The organism is Lactobacillus sp. YT155 (genome assembly GCF_030504545.1).
GTDB lineage: Bacteria > Bacillota > Bacilli > Lactobacillales > Lactobacillaceae > BQUT01.
Window position 1 is genome coordinate 220,533 of sequence record NZ_JAUKWP010000002.1, and the last position, 17,887, is coordinate 238,419.

A 17,887-nucleotide genomic window follows, 5' to 3' on the forward strand; every position below is an offset into this window, starting at 1 on the left:
CTAGTCTGCAGTGAATTTAATTCCTGCAGTTTCTCTTAGTTTAAATAATGTTTCATTCACAATTTTGGCATAGTTAAATAGTGTTTCAAACTTCTTGGTATCATGATTTTTAATTATTTCGGCAAATGCCATTGCTTCATCAACCATCGGATTATCATTAGCAGTTGATGGAATTTCAAGCTGATCATCACCACTAACTGCTGTAATCTGACGAATGGTACCAGCATTATCAAGTTGCAAGGTTTCCTTGCCAAAATAAATTTCCGAAATCATCGAAGAATTCTTCGTCTTTCCAAAAAGAATATTGACGTCAAAGTCAGGATACTTCAATGTTGCAACACCACTTCCGTCAACACCAGTTTGAATAATCTCTGCTTGATAGTTCACTGAATCAGGCTTACCAAACCAAACAACCGCATCATAAATTGGATATACTCCTAGGTCATAAAGTGCTCCACCTGAGAATTTCAAGGAAAAGATATTTGGTTCTTCTCCCGCCAACACTTGATCATAACGACTCGAATACTTCATATAACTGAGGCTTGCACCACTTAAATGTGATTGATATTTATCAATAAAGTCATGAACTTTTTGGAAACTATCTTCATGAATATGACGAGCAGCTTCAAATAAGAACATTCCTGTTTCTTTAACTACTTTTTCAATTTCATTAAATTCTTCAACATTTGAAAATGAAGGTTTTTCAACAATAACATTCTTGCCACTTTGAAGTGCTTGTTTGGCTTGTTCAAAATGGAGAGCGTTTGGTGAGGCGATATACACTGTATCAAAATCATCACTCGCAAAAAAGCTATTTAAGTCGGTGCTAACACTGATATCTGGTTTCTTTGACTGATTAGCAAAATCTCGTCCTTTTTCTTCAGAACGTGAATAGACATGTGTTAGGTCAAAGCTTTTGCTTTCTCTTGCTGCATCAACAAATTGTTGAGTAATCCAATTAGTTCCAATAATACCAAGTTTTTGCATAGTTATTCTCCTTTGAATATCTCAATTATAGCGAATTTACTATCTTGTTTGAATTAAACCGTCTAGCTGTTGCGGCTGACCATTGAGAACTGATAATCGATAATCATCGCCACCAGCATAGCCAGGAATTCTAGTTGAGCTACTGTATTGCCACAATATCCAATTATTTCTTGGTTTTTGATCAGAAGCATACCAAACACGGGGAAACTTCTTGGCTAAAAACTCGCTCTTGGTATCAACTTGAACAATAGCTACATCCTCGTAGTAATTCCTAATGTCATTGAATAAACTACGTACATTTTGTTCAGCTTTTTTCTTAGGAATTCCCGCCTGTGCATATTTCCCATACGCCGAAACGTGCAAGACAAATGGCAAACTTCCCCGTTGTTGTCCGACAGTATCAACAATGTTTCTAAATTGTTCTTTGGCGGGAGTCTCAAAGCTGACTACATGATAGAAGCCAAAAGGAATTTGTGAACCTTTCACTCTAGAAAAATTGCTTTCAAAATTATCATCAGAGTAGGTTGACCCTTCTGTTGCCTTCATATAAACAAAATCAACTCCGTGATCTTTTAAGACTCGAAAGTCTTGGTAGCCATCACTTTGATCAATCATCATCCCTAAAACAGGATATTCTTGATTACTTGGCCGACCAGCATTTTGTAAATACTTCAAAATTCCACCAGTAATTAAAGCTCCAACAATAACTAATACTGCAGCTAAAATGAGAATTTTCTTATGTTTCTTGATTGTGCTACTTTGATCAGAATAGATGGGTTGTTCTTTTCTTGCCATAATCACCTCAAAGACTAACTAATTACTTTAATATTAAGCTAGTCACACTCTCCACATGATTAGTCATTGGAAACATATCAACTGGAGTTATTGAACTAATTTTATAATCAGATTCCAAATTCTGCAAATCACGGACCAATGTTGAAGGATTGCAACTGATATAAACAATTTTTTGTGGCTTAATTGCCTGAATTGTTTCTATTAATGATGCATCCAATCCTTTACGTGGTGGATCTACCATTAAGACGTCAACTTTTCGACCTTCTTCTGCCCATTTCTTCAAAACTGTTTCAACTTTACCAACTTCAAAAGTCGCATTCTTAATATCATTAATTTCGGCATTTTTATTGGCGTCTTTGACAGCTGCTTCAACTACTTCAATTCCGTGAACTTCTTTAACTTTATCTGCCATTGAAAGTCCAATTGTTCCAATTCCAGAATAGGCATCAACAACCATTTCATTCCCAGTTAACTCTGCCTTATCAATTGCTAATTGATAAAGATTTTGAGTTTGAACAGAGTTTACTTGGAAAAATGAATTTGGAGAAATACGATAAGTATTACCAAGAATCTCATCTTCAATGTAAGGAAAACCACTTAATGTTTTATTTTTAGTGCCCAATAAGACATTGGTTTTCTTATTATTAATATTGCGAACAACACTTACTACATCTGGCAATGCTTGAATTTCTTTAGTGATTTCATCCAAGTGATTAATAGGTTCTTTAGTAGTAATTAATGCCACCATGAATTGATTAGTAAAGTGTCCTTTTCTAATCATGATATTACGAATTTGACCACTGTTATCGGCTTCATTATAAGCTTGAACTTGATACTTACTGAGAATATCTCGAACAGCAATTATTAATTCATCCATACCAGGTTCTTGAATTAGAAAATTCTCCATAGGAATTAGTTCGTGACTGTGTCGACGATAAAACCCTGTCTGCAATTTATGATTGAGTTCACGAACTGGAATTAGTGCCTTATTACGATACTCGTATGGATTTTCCATGCCAATTGTTTCATTAACTGTTAGTTCTTGAGTCAAGTGAGCTTTATTAAGTAAATTCTTAATTTGAGTTTGTTTGAATATTAATTGTTGGTCATATTTTAAAAATAGTAATGGTGCAATTCCCGATTGTATAAATCGCGCATCATCGACTTCTACTCGATCCGGACTCTTCTTGATAATTTCAATTGTTTTTGCGAATCCATAATCTTTTTTCAGATTTAAAATTGTCGCTTTTACTTGTTCTCCTGGTAAGGCATTATCTACAAATAAAGGATAACCATCGACTTTGGCTATCCCTTTTCCTTCGTAGGTCAAATCTAATATTTCTAATGTTAGTTGATCATTTTTCTTCATTATTCACCTGTTTGGTTTCAATTTTGACCGAATCACTAATTGAATCTTTCAATTCACTGGTATTAGCGTATATATCAATATGTTGTTGCAAATTATCAAATTCCATTGGTGCATCACCACCATATTCACCATCAAGATTAATCATTAACTTCTTATCATCTTCAGGTGTGATTTTGATTTTTCGAGAATTTGTGTAAATGATTTTGTCATTATCAACATGACGACCACCATTTAATGCTAAGGCAATAAGATGAACAATGTCTTTCAAGTTGCTGGTCTTGATAACAATTAACGTAAATAATCCATCACTGAATTGTTGATCTGGAACTACTTGTTCAAAACCACCAACCGAATTTGTCATCGCAATAAAGAACATTGATGCACTTCCGACATATTCACCTTCGTCATATTCAATTTTCATTTTAGTAGGCCCGATTTTAGGTAACATCTCGGCACCTTTAACTAAGTATGCCAAGTAACCGAGAACTGACTTTAATGCGGATGGAACTTCGTATGTCAATTCAGTCATTGACCCACCAGCGGCAATATTCATGAAATATTTATCATTAGCTTTTCCAATATCCATGGGCAAAAACTTCTTGTTCAAAATAATTTTAGCCGCTTCAATTGGATCCTCACGAGGAATTTTCAAAGCACGAGCAAAGTCATTCGTAGTTCCACTAGGAATAATAGCCAACTGCGGCCTTTTATCTAGCTCGGCAATGCCATTAACAACTTCATTGATAGTTCCGTCACCACCGGCTGCAACTAACAGATCAAATCCTGCAAGTGCTGCTCTTTTAGCTTCTTTTTGGGCAGAGTTCTCCTCAGGAGTTGTCCGAAAAGCACTAGCCTCATAGCCGGCTTGTTCTAAAATGTCTAATACATCTCCAACACTATTAGTCATTGTTTCATGTCCAGATGTTGGATTATAAATTAATCTTGCCCGCATTTTTTTATCCTCGAAAATTATCTTTTCTTTATTTCACTCATCAATATTTGATTGACAACTTTAGGATTAGCTTGTCCATGAGTTTGTTTCATAATCTGTCCAACTAAGAAACCAATTGCACGATCTTTACCATTCTTGAAATCAATAATTGATTGTTCATTATTGTCCAAAATTTCAGAAATAATTGGTGTCAAAACAGCTGGATCTGATTCTTGAATCAAACCTTTTTCTTTAACCCATTGATTAGGTTCGGTACCATTCTCAATTGTTTCTTGGAAAACTTTCTTCGCAATTTTTGAAGAAATTGTTCCTTCTGTAATTAATTTTACCATTGTTGCAAGGTTTTTAGGTGTTAATTTAGTTTCTAGAAGATCTAGTTGATTAGCATTCATATAGGCGTTAACTTCACCCATCAACCAGTTTGAAACTAACTTAGGATTTGCTCCTAGAGAAACTGATTCTTCGAAGAAATCTGACATTTCTTTAGTAGCTGTTAGAACTCCTGCATCATACTCAGGAATTTCTAATTCATCAACGTAACGAATTCTTCTCTTATCAGGCATTTCAGGAAGTTGTGAATTAATTTGATCAATCCATGCTTGCTCGATTTCGTAGTTAGGTAAATCTGGTTCAGGGAAGTAACGATAATCATCTTTACCTTCCTTGACACGCATTAAGATTGTTTCGCCACTTGGTTCGTCAAAACGACGCGTTTCGGGAAGAATTTCGCCACCCATGCGAAGAATCTCAGCTTGACGTTTTTCTTCAAAGGCTAGACCTAAACGGACATGATTAAATGAGTTAAGGTTTTTCAACTCAATCTTTTGTCCATATTTCTTTGAGCCAATTGGTCGTATTGAAATATTACAGTCAACACGCATTGACCCTTCTTCCATTTTCACGTCAGAAGCACCAGTAAATTGGATAGTTTGTTTTAGTTTTTCTAGATATGCATATGCTTCATCAGGTGTGGTCATATCTGGTTTAGAAACAATTTCAATTAGTCCAGTTCCCTGACGATTCAAATCCACATATGAATATCCGTCTTCACCGTGGGTGTTTTTACCAGCATCTTCTTCCACATGCATTTCTTCGATACCGATTTTTTTCTTTTGACCATCAACTTCAATTTCTATCCAGCCGTCATGTGCCAAAGGTTTTTCATACTGAGTAATCTGATAAGCCTTAGGATTATCAGGATAAAAATAATTTTTACGATCAAAGTGAGTGTGTTTTTCAACTTCAGCATGTAAAGCTAAAGCAGTCATAATTCCTAGACGATAACCTTCTTTATTAACAGTTGGCAAAGTACCAGGAAATCCAAAGTCAATTACGTTAGTATTTGTATTTGGTTCAGCACCATACACTGCAGGAGAAGTACTAAACATTTTGGATTTTGTCTTTAATTCAACGTGGACTTCTAGTCCAATGGTTGTTTCAAAATTCATCTTAGTTTTCTCCTTTCATTGCAGGTTGTTTTTCATAAAATTTAGTAGCTTGTTCAAAGGCTAAGGCCGCATCGAAGACTCCTTGGTCATCAAAATTATTAGCAATAATTTGTAGACCAACTGGCATGCCGTCAATCATTCCGGCTGGGATTGAAGCCGCAGGCGCACCTGACATGTTAGCTGGAATTGTTAGCATATCGTTCATATACATTGTTACTGGATCATCAATTTTATCACCAATCTTAAAGGCAGTAGTTGGTGTTGATGGTCCCATAATATAATCGTACTCTTCAAAAACTTTTGCCATTTCTTGGATGATTAAAGTTCTAATTTGAGCAGCTTTTTTGAAATAGACATCATAATATCCAGATGAAAGAGCAAATGTTCCTAACATCAAACGACGCTTAACTTCGTCACCGAATCCTTCAGAACGACTCTTAACATAGACATCTTCCAAATTCTTAACATCTTGAGCTCTGAAGCCATAGCGAATTCCATCAAATCTTTGTAGGTTTGATGAGGCTTCACTTGAGGCTAAAATGAAATAAGTTGGTACCGCATTTTTAACATGAGGTAACGAAATAGTTTCAACGGTTGCACCCATTTTTTCAAATTCTTGAAGTGCTGACTTAATGACTTCAATAATCTGATCATTTACACCTTCACCCATGAATTCCTTAGGGACAGCAATCTTTTTGCCCTTCATATCTGGGTTGATATTTTTAACAAAGTCAGGAACTTCAACCGCAGCTGAAGTGTCATCTTTTGAGTCTTCACCACTAATAGAAGTCAAGACAGCAGCGGCATCTTTAACTCGTTTTGATAAAACACCAACTTGGTCAAGACTTGAAGAAAAGGCAATCACACCCCATCTTGATATTCGACCATAAGTTGGCTTGATACCAAAGACACCATTAAAAGCAGCTGGTTGACGAACTGAACCACCAGTATCTGTTCCTAGAGCAGCAACAATTTCACCGGCAGCAACACTTGCTGCTGAACCACCTGAAGAACCACCAGGTACTCTATCCAAATTCCAAGGGTTGTGAACATTTCCAAAATAAGAGGTTTCACTAGATGAACCCATGGCAAATTCGTCCATGTTTAATTTACCAACACTGATAGCTCCATCTTGATGAAGTTTTTCTACTACGGTTGCATCATAAACAGGAACAAAATTTTCCAGCATTTTACTTGCTGCTGTAGTTTTGATTCCAGTAGTTAAAATATTATCTTTGATAGCAATCGGAATTCCACTCATTAAGTTATCAGTATCAATCCCTTTTTCATCAACTGCTTGTGCTCGTTTCAAAGCTTCTTCTTTGTTCAAAGTAATGAAAGCATTGATTTTTTTATCAGTAGCTTCAATATTTTCATAAGTAGACTCTACCAATTGAGTTGCAGTGATTTCTTTGTTTACTAAAAGCTCGTGTAATTCTTCAATTGAATGATCAAAATAATTCACTAGTTGTCACCTTCTGTATCTAAAATTGATGGCACTTTAATTAAACGACCGTCTGATTCTGGAACATTACTCAATAATTGTTCACGAGTTTGGTCGGTTTCAGGAGTATCTTCACGAAAGACAGTTGTTCGAGTAGCTAAATTAGTAGTTGGTTCTACTCCAGTTGTGTCAATATCTTGAAGTTTGTCACCCATATCAAGGGTTTCTTGAAATTTTGTAGCAAATCCATCAAATTCTTCATCGGAAAATTCGAATTTTGCTAACGTTGCAATATGTCTGATTTGTTCTTTATCTATCATTTTTTACCCCTTAGTAATCATTAAAGACATGAGAATAAAAGTCTTTTTGTCCTTTTTCACGAGCGACAAAGGCTTGTAATCCATTAGTTGATTGTATTTTAATTTCTAGGTCAACTCCACCAGGAAGATATGATGAGGCGGCGTTTGATACGTATTGAGTGAAACTCTTTACTTCAGCCGCACCGTAGAATTGAGTAGTAATAGTAATACTCATACTATCCAAGTTACCATCAGCATAATGAGCTTTGCCAATTACACCTGATAATTTAGGGAAGTAGTTTTGGATGTGTGACTTAAAGGATGAGAAAGCATCGGAATCGGCGGTATTAACTACTTTTGCATTGTTAACTACCGGTAAGACTTGGCTTTGGTTATTCAAATTACTCCATGAACCAATGTTAGAAGTTCCGTTCTTGCTTACTCCATACATGAAATAATTTCCACCAACCAAACTATCCTTAGTTTCAGCTTTATAAAGAGCTACCATAATTGGAATATCTTTGGTTTTTTTCATCTTACGTAGTCGTTTGACAATTTCGTCGGCCATCTTCTTACCTTCGGCAACTCGGTCGGCTTCTGAGATTTTCGTCTCAAAAGTTGCACCATATTTGACCTTGGTATAATAATCGACTTCATTCATTGAAAGACCAATTGAAATTCCTGACAGTTGATAACTATTACCTGATTCTTTGTAGAAATCATCTTCAATTATTTGTGATAAATAAAGTGGATTCCTTTCTTTTGGCTCAGTCTTACCATTATCGGCTGGATTCAAGCCTTCTTTATTACTGTCGGACTTACGAGCCAACCAGTTTTGAGCAACGTTTGACTTAATAACATTTCCTTCTTGGAAAGTATATTCTTTAGTTGCAAATTCCTTTTTAGAAACTTCCAATAAACCAGCATCAAAACTTTGTAAGTTGAACTGATTATCGTTATCGCCACTAGTCAATCCATTAATTGGACTAACTTGGTATTGTTTACCTTGCAATAAAGTATTGTAGGAAGAACCATCATTAGAACTAGTTGTCTGAACAACTTTTTCTTTTTTTGATGAACCATTTCCACTTGATAAACTTGATTTTTGTAAGTTACCACATCCGGCAATTGTAATTGCGACTAAACTTAATACTACCGCAGATAATAATTTCTTTTTCAAAACATTCCTCCTACTCAGCATCCTGAGTTGACGATAAATAACCTTCTAAAGTTGTTTCATCCAATATAGTAACATTTAAACTGTTTGCTTTATCTAATTTACTACCAGCTTTTTCACCGGCAATTAAATAATCAGTTTTCTTTGTAACAGAGTTTGTTACTTTGGCACCCATTTTTTCTAATTGATCCGCCAATTCTTGGCGTTTGTAATTTTCTAATGTTCCAGTAATAACTACTGTTTTATCAGTAAAATAAGGGTTAGAAACGACTTCTTCACTACCGCCTAAGTAATCCATGTTCACTGAGGCGTCTTTTAATTCTTGAATTAAATCATGGACTTCTTGATTTTCAAAGTAAGTTGTCACACTGTCGGCAATTGTTTCACCGATGGTATTGATATTAGCAATTGATTCTTGGGATGCATCCATCAAATTGTCCATGCTATTAAATTCCTCTGCCAATAATTTAGCAGCTTTAGCGCCAACATGACGAATCCCTAAACCATATAATAGTTTCTCTAGTGAATTACTTCTAGAGTTATCAATTGCTGTTAACAAATTATTAATAGATTTTTCCTTGAAACCTTCCAGCTGTGACAAACCATCAGCCGTTAATCGATATAATCCAGCAACATCTTTAATCATTTGTTTTTCAAATAATTGTTCGATTATCCGTGGACCAAGGCCATCGATATTCATCGCATTTCTTGAAGCAAAATGTGTTAAACCTTCTTTGATTTGTGCAGGACACATTGGGTTAATACAACGCAAAGCAACTTCGTCTTCTAAATGAACTAACTTGGAATCACAATAAGGACAGTTTGTTGGAACTGCCACTTCTGGCAAATTGTCAGGTCTTTTTTTCAAAACAACTTGTGATACTTCAGGAATAATGTCACCGGCTTTGTGAAGCAAAACTGTGTCGCCAATTCTAACATCCTTATCCCTAATCATTTCCACATTATGCAATGTTGCTCGTGATACAGTCGTACCTGCCAGCTGTACTGGGTCCATTACTGCCGTCGGCGTTAAGACTCCAGTTCTTCCCATTGTCCATTCAATATCTCTAACGATAGTTTCTGATTGCTCTGGCGGAAACTTATAAGCTATTTCCCAACGAGGAACTTTGACAGTGTTACCAAGTTCAGCTTGAGTAGCTAAATCATTTACCTTTAAAACAATGCCATCAATACCATACTCTAAATCATTTCTTTGATCTTGATACTTCTCAATGTAATCTTCAATTTGATTAATATTACTGATAGTTTCTGAGCTTGGGTTAGTATGGAATCCAAGTTTTTTCATAAATTCAATTGCTTGTTTTTGAGTTGTGACACCATAGTCTTCAGCATTAATCAGTGTATAAATAAAAGTACTCAAATTCCGTGATTTAGTGATGCTAGAGTCAAGCTGACGAAGTGAGCCAGCGGCTGCATTTCTCGGATTAGCAAAAACAGTTTGTCCCTCAATTTCACGTTGTTCATTCAAGTTTTTGAATGAGGACTTTGGCATATAACATTCACCACGAACTTCCAAACTAATGGGTTCGGAGAGCTTCTTAGGAATGTCATTAATCGTCATAATGTTATTGGTTACATCTTCACCAATCACACCATCACCACGCGTTGAACCTTGAACTAGCTCACCATTTTCATAAATCAGCGACAAGGCTAACCCGTCAATTTTTAATTCGACATTATATTCAAACTCTCGGCCAACATTTTTTTGAAGTCGGCGGTCGAAGTCTTCTAATTCTTCCAATGAGAAAACATCCCCCATTGAAAGCATCGGAATTTCATGACTAACTTTGCTGAACTCTGAAAGAACCTTTCCACCAACTTTTTGAGTTGGTGAATCTTTGGTCACTAGTTCAGGGAATTTAGCTTCTAGTTCTTCTAATTGTCGGTACAACTGATCATACACATTATCTTCAACCAAAGGAGCATCTTTAGTATAGTATGCTTCACTCAATTTAGTAATTTCAGCTCTTAAGTCAGTTATTTTAATACGGGCTTCATCTATATTCATCAGCTACTCCTTTAATATTTTAAACTTTTTTAATTGGGGCAAACTCTGCCAATAATCGTTTAACTCCCTGGGAATCAAAAGCAACATCTAGCTCAGCGTTTTTGTTTTCGCCAGTTACTTTTACAATCGTTCCGATACCCCATTTTTTATGTTCAACTTTTTGACCAATTTCCCAATTTTCGCTTGCAGCTGAACTGGTGGTTTTGGTTGCCGTATTAGCGACATATGTTCCACTGAACGTTCTTGCAGCTTTATTTTTTGAGAATGGATAGTTTGTTTCTTGATTCTTGAATGAAATATTTTCGGCGTTAGGACTTTCCTGATCCAAATATTTATCTTCAATCTCAACTAAAAACCTGGAAGGTGGGTTGGCTTGTGTTCTTCCGTAAAGCATTCTTGAGTGAGCATTAGTTAAGAATAATTTATTCTCAGCACGAGTAATTCCTACATAAGCTAGACGTCGTTCTTCTTCAAGTTCACTGTTGTCAGCTTGAGCTCTTCCCAATGGAAAAATTCCTTCTTCCATTCCCACTAAGAAGACGACTGGAAATTCCAATCCCTTAGCAGCATGCAAAGTCATTAAAGTAACTTCGTTAACTTCTTCTTCAATGTCATCTTGATCACTGACTAATGATAGTTCGGTTAGGAAGTTCTCTAAACGCAAACTGTCATCATCTTCATAGTGATCATCAAATTGTTTCGTAACAGTAAGTAATTCTTCAATATTTTCAATTCTTGAACGAGCTTCTAGACTGTCCTGAGCTCTTAAATCATCAATATAGCCAGTTTGATCAATTGTATCTTCTAGTATTTCCGTAATTGGTGCCGTAGTTAACTTGGTTTGAATTGCGGTGATTGTTTGCGCAAACTTACCTAAAGTTGTTCTAGTTTTAGCTGGCAAACTTGATAATTCAATATTATTAGCAGCCTCTAGTAGTGACCAATTATGTTCTCTGGCAAATGCCTCTAATTTATCAACACTTGTTGGTCCAATTCCACGTTTTGGAGCATTAACAATTCTTCGAAAACTCATGGAATCGGCTGAATTTCCAATCAATCGTAAGTAAGCCATGATGTCTTTAATTTCTTTACGATCATAGAATTTATGTCCACCAACAATTTTATAAGGAATATTGGCTGACAAAAGTTTTTCTTCAAAAACACGTGATTGTGAGTTAGTACGATACAAAATGGCAAAATCGTTATAAGTGAATGACTTCTCTTCACATAATTTCTTGATGTTCTCAATTGTGAATAAGGCTTCGTCGCTTTCACTTTGTCCACGATAGTAAGTGATTTTTTCACCATCATCGTTTTCAGTCCAAAGTTTCTTTGGCTTCCGATTTTCGTTGTAATTAATGACATCATTAGCCGCACCCAAAATGTTCTTAGTAGAACGATAGTTTTGTTCCAACATAATGGTTTGCGCATTTTTGTAGTCTTTTTCAAAACTCAAGATGTTATTCATGTTAGCTCCACGCCAACCATAAATACTTTGGTCCGCATCACCAACTACACAAACATTTAAATGCTTTTGTCCCAAAAGATTAACTAATCGATATTGAGCCTCGTTAGTATCTTGATACTCATCAACATGAATATATTGAAACTGTTCTTGATACTTCTCAAGAACGTCTTTGTGTTCTTCAAATAATTTAATTGTGTTCATAATCAAATCATCAAAGTCCATTGATTGATTATTAACTAATTCTGATTGATAATCGCGATAACAAATTGCTACTGCTTCTTCAAATGGACCCTTAGCATTGGTTGCATAATCAGTCGGTGATAGTAAATCATTTTTCGCATTACTAATCATTGCCAAAATTGACTTTGGATCGAATTTTTTAGTATCTAAGTTATGTTCTTTTAAAATTTGTTTCAATAACGTTCTTTGCTCAGCCGGATCAGCAATCGAAAACGATCTTGAGAAACCAATATTTTCAGCATCACGTCTTAGAATTCTCACGCAGAGAGCATGGAATGTAGAGATCCAAACCCCTTCGCCTTTATCACCTAACAATTTATTAACACGTGCACGCATTTCATTAGCAGCCTTGTTGGTGAAAGTGATTGCCAAAATTCTCCATGGCATGACATTTTCATCTTCAATTAAGTGTGCTACGCGGTGTGTTAAAACTCGAGTCTTACCACTCCCTGCACCTGCCATAATTAAAAGAGGTCCTTTAGTGGTCAAAACCGCTTCTTTTTGTTCTTTATTTAATCCTGATAATAAATCTTTTTCAACCAAATTTATGCCCTCTAATTCTAAAAACAATTCTGTTAAATTATACCAAATTTCAATGCTCGTTACTATTTAACCAACTGCTTTTTTTCACAAAAAAAGAACAGTTTTCACTGTTCTTTCCAAGCTATAATCCAACTCGTTCAAAAATTTCATCAACATGACGTAAGTGCCACTTGTAATCAAAAGCATCACCTAACTGATTCTGACTTAATTTGTCTTGAATTGTATTATCATTTCGAATTAATTCTTCGAAATCTTTTTTCTCATCCCAAGCAATCTTTGTCTTGGGTTGCACCAAATCATACGCTTGTTCACGAGACATGCCTGTTTCAATTAACTTAAGCATCACTCTTTGTGAATAAATCAATCCATGAGTTAAATTCAAATCTTCAAGCATCTTATCTTCAAAAACGGTTAAATTCTCAACAATTTTCGCAAAACGCATAATAATATAATCTAGCAATTCCGTCGTATCTGGAATAATAATTCTTTCAGCAGAACTATGAGAAATATCACGTTCATGCCATAACGGAACATCTTCTAAAGCAGTGATTGCGTGACCACGAATGACACGAGCAAGCCCAGTAACATTCTCAGAGCCAATCGGATTTCTTTTATGTGGCATCGCCGAAGATCCTTTTTGTCCAGCAGCAAAAAATTCCTCTGCTTCTCTGACTTCGGTTCTTTGTAAATGGCGAACTTCTAAGGCAAAACGTTCAATTGAAGTTGCGATTAACGCCATAGTTTGAACATATTCTGCATGTAAGTCACGTGGTAGAACTTGAGTAGAAATTTCTTGAGGACGAATTCCTAGTTCCTCACATACCATCTTTTCAACTTCCGGAGGAGTATTCGCAAAAGTTCCCACAGCACCACTAATTTTTCCTGCTTCAACACCTTCTGAGGCATGCTGGAATCTCTCAATATCACGTTTAATTTCCGAGTACCAGGTTGCTAAAACTAAGCCGAAAGTTGTTGGTTCCGCATGAACTCCGTGGGTACGTCCAATCATTGGTGTGTATTTATATTGATTAGCTTTATCCTTAACAACTTTTAACAGGTGATTCAAATCTTCTTTTAAAATATCATCAGCCTGTCTAATCAGATAACCATAAGCAGTATCAACGACATCAGTTGAAGTTAATCCAAAATGAATCCACTTCTTTTCTTCACCTAACGATAATGACACTGCTCTAGTAAAAGCTACCACGTCATGTTTGGTCTCTTTTTCGAGTTCATTTATTTTTGCAACATCAAAGCTAGCATTATCACGAATTTTTTCATAATCTTGCTTTGGAACTTCTCCTAGAGTGCTCCACGCTTTAGTTGCAGCAACTTCAACTTTTAACCATGCTTGATATTTATTGTCATCACTCCAAATTTTACCCATTGGTTCTCTTACATATCTATCTAGCATGAGAGTCTCCTAATCTATTGTCCAAATATTGGTACTATTAACATTATTTATTAAAAAGTCTTCTTGAGTTGATGAAATCAAAATATAACCAATTTCGTTTTCTTGACTGAAATCTTGGCTTTCATTATGGAATAAGAATTTCCATTGTGGTTTTTCTTGTAATAAGTCTAAGGCAGCCTCTCTTTGTTTCTCAAAGAAACGAATGAAGGTAGCATTTGTTAATGGAAATAATTCAGGAATTGGCCAATTAGCCAATGCTCTAAGCTGTAATTCAAATTGCGAACAGCCTGTTGCTAGTTCATAGATATTAGCAGCATAGGAAAGATTTGAACTGATTCCTTGAACATACAAGGTCTTGTTCTCACCCATTACAAAATTAACAGTTAACACACCTACATAGTTAATTGTCTTTGCAATCTCAAGAGAAACTCGTTGAATCTCTTCTTCAACCCTAGGATCATTTTTGATAAAAACCGTCGAACTAACCAAATCGTCTTCATCATACTTGTTAGAAGTCATAGGATAAGTATGAATCTTACCATTAACTCGTTTTGTAATCATAATTGAGAAACATTTTTCTGGTTCCACATATGCTTCTAAGATATAAGTTCCATATTGTAAAAGATCTTTAGCAACTTCGACGTCATCCATCGATTTTATTGTCATTTGATGGTCATTTTCTAGCTGAATTGGTTTTAAGCTACTTGGAAAACCAACTTTTTGAATTCCAACTGTCAAATCCTCTTCATTAACAATCAAATAAAATGGAGCAATGTTGATATTTAGTCCATCTAAAAAAGTTCTTTCTAAATAACGATCTTGCGATAAGGTGTATAACTCAGTTCCTTGAATTACAGGGAATTCACTAGCAATTTTTTCCAAATCTTCACCAGCAATATCGAGCGTTTGATACATTAAAATATCAGAGTTTTCAGCAACTTTTCGAATGTCTTCATAATTAAAGTCATCTAAAACCGCGTATTCATCTGCACTATTGATTGCTTCATCTTCGCTATTTGTTACCGCTAAACAGGTTTTAAAGCCCATTTTATGAGCTTGTACAAGTAATAGATACGATTCATATCCACCACCGATAACACCGATTGTCGAACCTGGTTTTAAATACTGTCTCATTAACTAATCCTCTTCAAATATGACTTTTCCATTTTCAAATGCTTTGATTCTAGCAAGCGAATGAACTTTAATTCCTAATTCATCAACTAATGAACGACCTTTTTGGAAGGATTTTTCAATTACAATTCCGGCACCAACTATTGTAGCTCCAGCAGCTTCAGCAATTTCAGCTAAACCTTTAACAGCTTGTCCGTTAGCCAAAAAGTCATCGATTATTAACACACGATCACTAGAATCTAGAAATGCTCTAGAGATACTAATTTTGTTGCTAGTTTGTTTTGTGAATGAATAGACATCAGCTGTATATAAGTCATCTTTTAAAGTTAATGACTTGTGTTTTCTAGCAAAAACCACTGGTTTTTCAAAGCAAAGTCCAGTCATGATGGCTGGCGCAATTCCTGATGACTCAACTGTAATTATCTTGGTAACATTTTGATCCTTGAATTCTTTGTAAAATTCCTCACCCATTTTTTTCATCAATACTGGGTCGACTTGGTGGTTTAAAAAATTATCAACTTTTAACACATCAGTGCCGATAACTCGGCCATCTTTACTAATTCTTTCTTCAAGTTCTTTCAAAATATTTACCTCTTCTTTATTGATAGTAATAATAATATCACTTAAATAAACATTTATTGTTAATTCTTACTAACTATTATAATTGAAACTACGATAATTACAGCAAGAATTGACCAATTTCTCAAATAATTATTAAATAATCGTGACAAAATAAAAAAGAACTAAGTTCTTCTTAGTTCTTTTTCGCATAATAGATGACAGCATCGTGTAATAATTGAGCGGCATTTTTGTTTGCTCGTTGATTATAATAATCAGCGAAACGTTCATCTGCCAAATACATCTCTACCAAGTTACGGTGAGCTTCTGGAGAATATTTTGGCCAAGTGTATGACAGCCATTTTTTATGGAGCTCATATGCTTTTTTACCTGTTTCATTTTGAACATCACTCAAGTCATTAAGTTCATTCAATTTTTCAAATAGTTGAGCTTCAATATTTTCCATTTCATTCATCTGTTCTTGAGTTAAATTAGCGTACATCTTATTAGCAGCTTCGATTGTTTTTTGGTCATACATCTCAGCGAGCTCTTGACCATATTGTTGTTCATTTTCTTCTAAACGTTGTTTTTTTAACGCTGCAAATTTTTCTTCATCACTCATCTTTTCTTCACCTCGATAATATTTAATCGTTTTTTCAACGGTGTCTAAAAGAAGATTTAAATTTTCACGTTGCTTTAACAAACTCTGGTAATGTTTTTGAAGTGCACGTTCATTTGAAAAATCATCTGCATCAAGTGATTCTTTAATCTGCTGCAAATCAAAACCTAGTTCTTTATAGAACAAAATCTGTTGCATCCGATTCACCTGTTCTTCGCCATAAATCCGATAGCCGGCTGAATTTATACGCGCAGGTTTTAACAAATCAATTTGATCGTAATATCTGATAGTTCTCACACTTACACCACTTAATTGGGCAAATTTGTTAATCGTATATTCCATAATACTTCCTTTCGACAAATTGTACTATAAACCCTGACGTAACGTCACAGTCAAGACTATTTGTCAAAACGATCCAAATTATATTGTTTAATCACTTTCAGAAGCTTTTTAGTATACCCAGGATCAGTGGCATATCCATCGGTTTGCAAAGCAAAAGCCGCATCCACATAATCTTTGGCCGCCAAAACATGTTGATATTGTTGAGGATTCCAAGTAGTACCATTAGCGAGTAGGCTAGCATGGTCTTTCATAGATTCTTTATAATCACTGTACACGCGGAAGCGACCATAAACTTTAATCCACTTACCATCAACAAACTCATTCGTATATAGAAGTTTAGTGTTATTAGGATTTTCACCTTTGACACCAAAATAGTTATTATATTTACTTGCTAAGCCACTCTTTCCCCAATCACTTTCGATAATGGCTTGAGCAATTGTAACGCTCGGTAAAACTCCATATTCTTTTTTTAATTCAACAGCATAAGGACTAATTTTGTCGATAAAAGCATTATGTTGCTGTAAAACCACTTCTTCATGAGTTGGTTTATTATCTTCGTAGTTATTAAATAAATTCATCCCCAAAAAAATTATTGTGATGACTGCCACAAAGAGCATAATCATCGCTAATATGAATGGGTAAGAATATTTTTTATAACGTCTTCTTCTCTTCTTAGCCAAAATTTACCTCAAAATATTTGTTAAATAAATTAAAACAAAAAAGCCTAGCAGATGCTAGGCTTTTCATTTAACATACAAAGAAAATTAAGCTTTATTTACGTTTACGGCTTGGGGTCCGCGATCGCTTTCTTCGATATCAAATGTTACAGCTTGTCCTTCTTCCAAAGTCTTGTAGCCTTCACCTTGAATTGCTGAGTAATGTACGAATACATCACTACCATCTTCGCGAGTGATGAAGCCATAGCCTTTTTCTGAATTAAACCATTTTACTGTTCCATTTTCCATGTTAGAACTTCCTCCTGAGGGATTTTAAAATTTGTAGTTTGTTTCGTGGTACTGATGGAAGAAAGTCTTGCGATCTGTCGAACCATTTTTCACCATTTCACAATACA

The 17,887-nt window shown here is 35.3% G+C and carries 16 protein-coding genes; all 16 read right to left on the reverse strand.

The genetic code is table 11. The annotated features are described in order from the left end of the window. Positions 1–987 carry a Gfo/Idh/MocA family protein gene (locus Q2T76_RS03945; protein WP_302084218.1) on the reverse strand — a complete coding sequence of 329 codons (987 nt, stop codon included), beginning with the start codon at positions 985–987 and terminating at the stop codon, positions 1–3. A 39-nt stretch (positions 988–1,026) separates the two neighbouring features. Continuing rightward, positions 1,027–1,782 carry a GH25 family lysozyme gene (locus tag Q2T76_RS03950; protein WP_302084219.1) on the reverse strand — a complete coding sequence of 252 codons (756 nt, stop codon included), beginning with the start codon at positions 1,780–1,782 and terminating at the stop codon, positions 1,027–1,029. A 22-nt stretch (positions 1,783–1,804) separates the two neighbouring features. Further along, positions 1,805–3,151, reverse strand: coding sequence for a 23S rRNA (uracil(1939)-C(5))-methyltransferase RlmD (gene rlmD, locus Q2T76_RS03955; RefSeq protein ID WP_302084220.1), 1,347 nt, complete (start codon positions 3,149–3,151; stop codon positions 1,805–1,807). Further along, the gene (locus Q2T76_RS03960; RefSeq protein WP_302084221.1) at positions 3,138–4,103 is read right to left on the reverse strand and encodes a diacylglycerol kinase; all 966 of its coding nucleotides are present in this window, start codon (positions 4,101–4,103) and stop codon (positions 3,138–3,140) included. Before Q2T76_RS03960 ends, rlmD begins: the two co-directional genes overlap by 14 nt. A gap of 17 nt (positions 4,104–4,120) precedes the next feature. Further along, entirely contained in the window at positions 4,121–5,551 is a 1,431-nt protein-coding gene (gatB, locus tag Q2T76_RS03965; RefSeq protein ID WP_302084222.1) for an Asp-tRNA(Asn)/Glu-tRNA(Gln) amidotransferase subunit GatB, read from the reverse strand. 1 nt (position 5,552) lies between these two features. Next, complete coding sequence (gatA, locus tag Q2T76_RS03970; protein WP_302084223.1) at positions 5,553–7,016, reverse strand: Asp-tRNA(Asn)/Glu-tRNA(Gln) amidotransferase subunit GatA; 1,464 nt, start codon at positions 7,014–7,016, stop codon at positions 5,553–5,555. Beyond that, positions 7,016–7,315 carry an Asp-tRNA(Asn)/Glu-tRNA(Gln) amidotransferase subunit GatC gene (gene gatC, locus Q2T76_RS03975; protein WP_302084224.1) on the reverse strand — a complete coding sequence of 100 codons (300 nt, stop codon included), beginning with the start codon at positions 7,313–7,315 and terminating at the stop codon, positions 7,016–7,018. Before gatC ends, gatA begins: the two co-directional genes overlap by 1 nt. A 10-nt stretch (positions 7,316–7,325) precedes the next feature. Next, complete coding sequence (locus Q2T76_RS03980) at positions 7,326–8,474, reverse strand: CamS family sex pheromone protein (RefSeq protein ID WP_302084225.1); 1,149 nt, start codon at positions 8,472–8,474, stop codon at positions 7,326–7,328. A gap of 10 nt (positions 8,475–8,484) precedes the next feature. After that, the gene (ligA, locus tag Q2T76_RS03985; protein ID WP_302084226.1) at positions 8,485–10,500 is read right to left on the reverse strand and encodes an NAD-dependent DNA ligase LigA; all 2,016 of its coding nucleotides are present in this window, start codon (positions 10,498–10,500) and stop codon (positions 8,485–8,487) included. A 19-nt stretch (positions 10,501–10,519) separates the two neighbouring features. Then, a complete protein-coding gene (gene pcrA / locus Q2T76_RS03990) occupies positions 10,520–12,751 on the reverse strand; it encodes a DNA helicase PcrA (protein WP_302084227.1) in 2,232 nt (743 codons plus the stop codon). A 121-nt stretch (positions 12,752–12,872) separates the two neighbouring features. Beyond that, on the reverse strand, positions 12,873–14,165 hold the full coding sequence (purB, locus tag Q2T76_RS03995; protein ID WP_302084228.1) for an adenylosuccinate lyase: 1,293 nt from the start codon (positions 14,163–14,165) through the stop codon (positions 12,873–12,875). Positions 14,166–14,174: 9 nt separating this feature from the next. Next, entirely contained in the window at positions 14,175–15,299 is a 1,125-nt protein-coding gene (locus Q2T76_RS04000; RefSeq protein WP_302084229.1) for an ATP-grasp domain-containing protein, read from the reverse strand. Positions 15,300–15,302: 3 nt separating this feature from the next. Continuing rightward, positions 15,303–15,878 (reverse strand): xanthine phosphoribosyltransferase, encoded by a 576-nt coding sequence (locus Q2T76_RS04005; RefSeq protein ID WP_302084230.1) that lies wholly within the window; start codon positions 15,876–15,878, stop codon positions 15,303–15,305. Positions 15,879–16,050: 172 nt separating this feature from the next. Next, entirely contained in the window at positions 16,051–16,815 is a 765-nt protein-coding gene (locus tag Q2T76_RS04010) for a MerR family transcriptional regulator (protein ID WP_302084231.1), read from the reverse strand. 56 nt (positions 16,816–16,871) lie between these two features. Then, entirely contained in the window at positions 16,872–17,495 is a 624-nt protein-coding gene (locus tag Q2T76_RS04015; RefSeq protein ID WP_302084232.1) for a glycoside hydrolase family 73 protein, read from the reverse strand. 84 nt (positions 17,496–17,579) lie between these two features. Then, the gene (locus tag Q2T76_RS04020) at positions 17,580–17,780 is read right to left on the reverse strand and encodes a cold-shock protein (RefSeq protein WP_302084233.1); all 201 of its coding nucleotides are present in this window, start codon (positions 17,778–17,780) and stop codon (positions 17,580–17,582) included. Positions 17,781–17,887 lie beyond the last annotated feature (107 nt).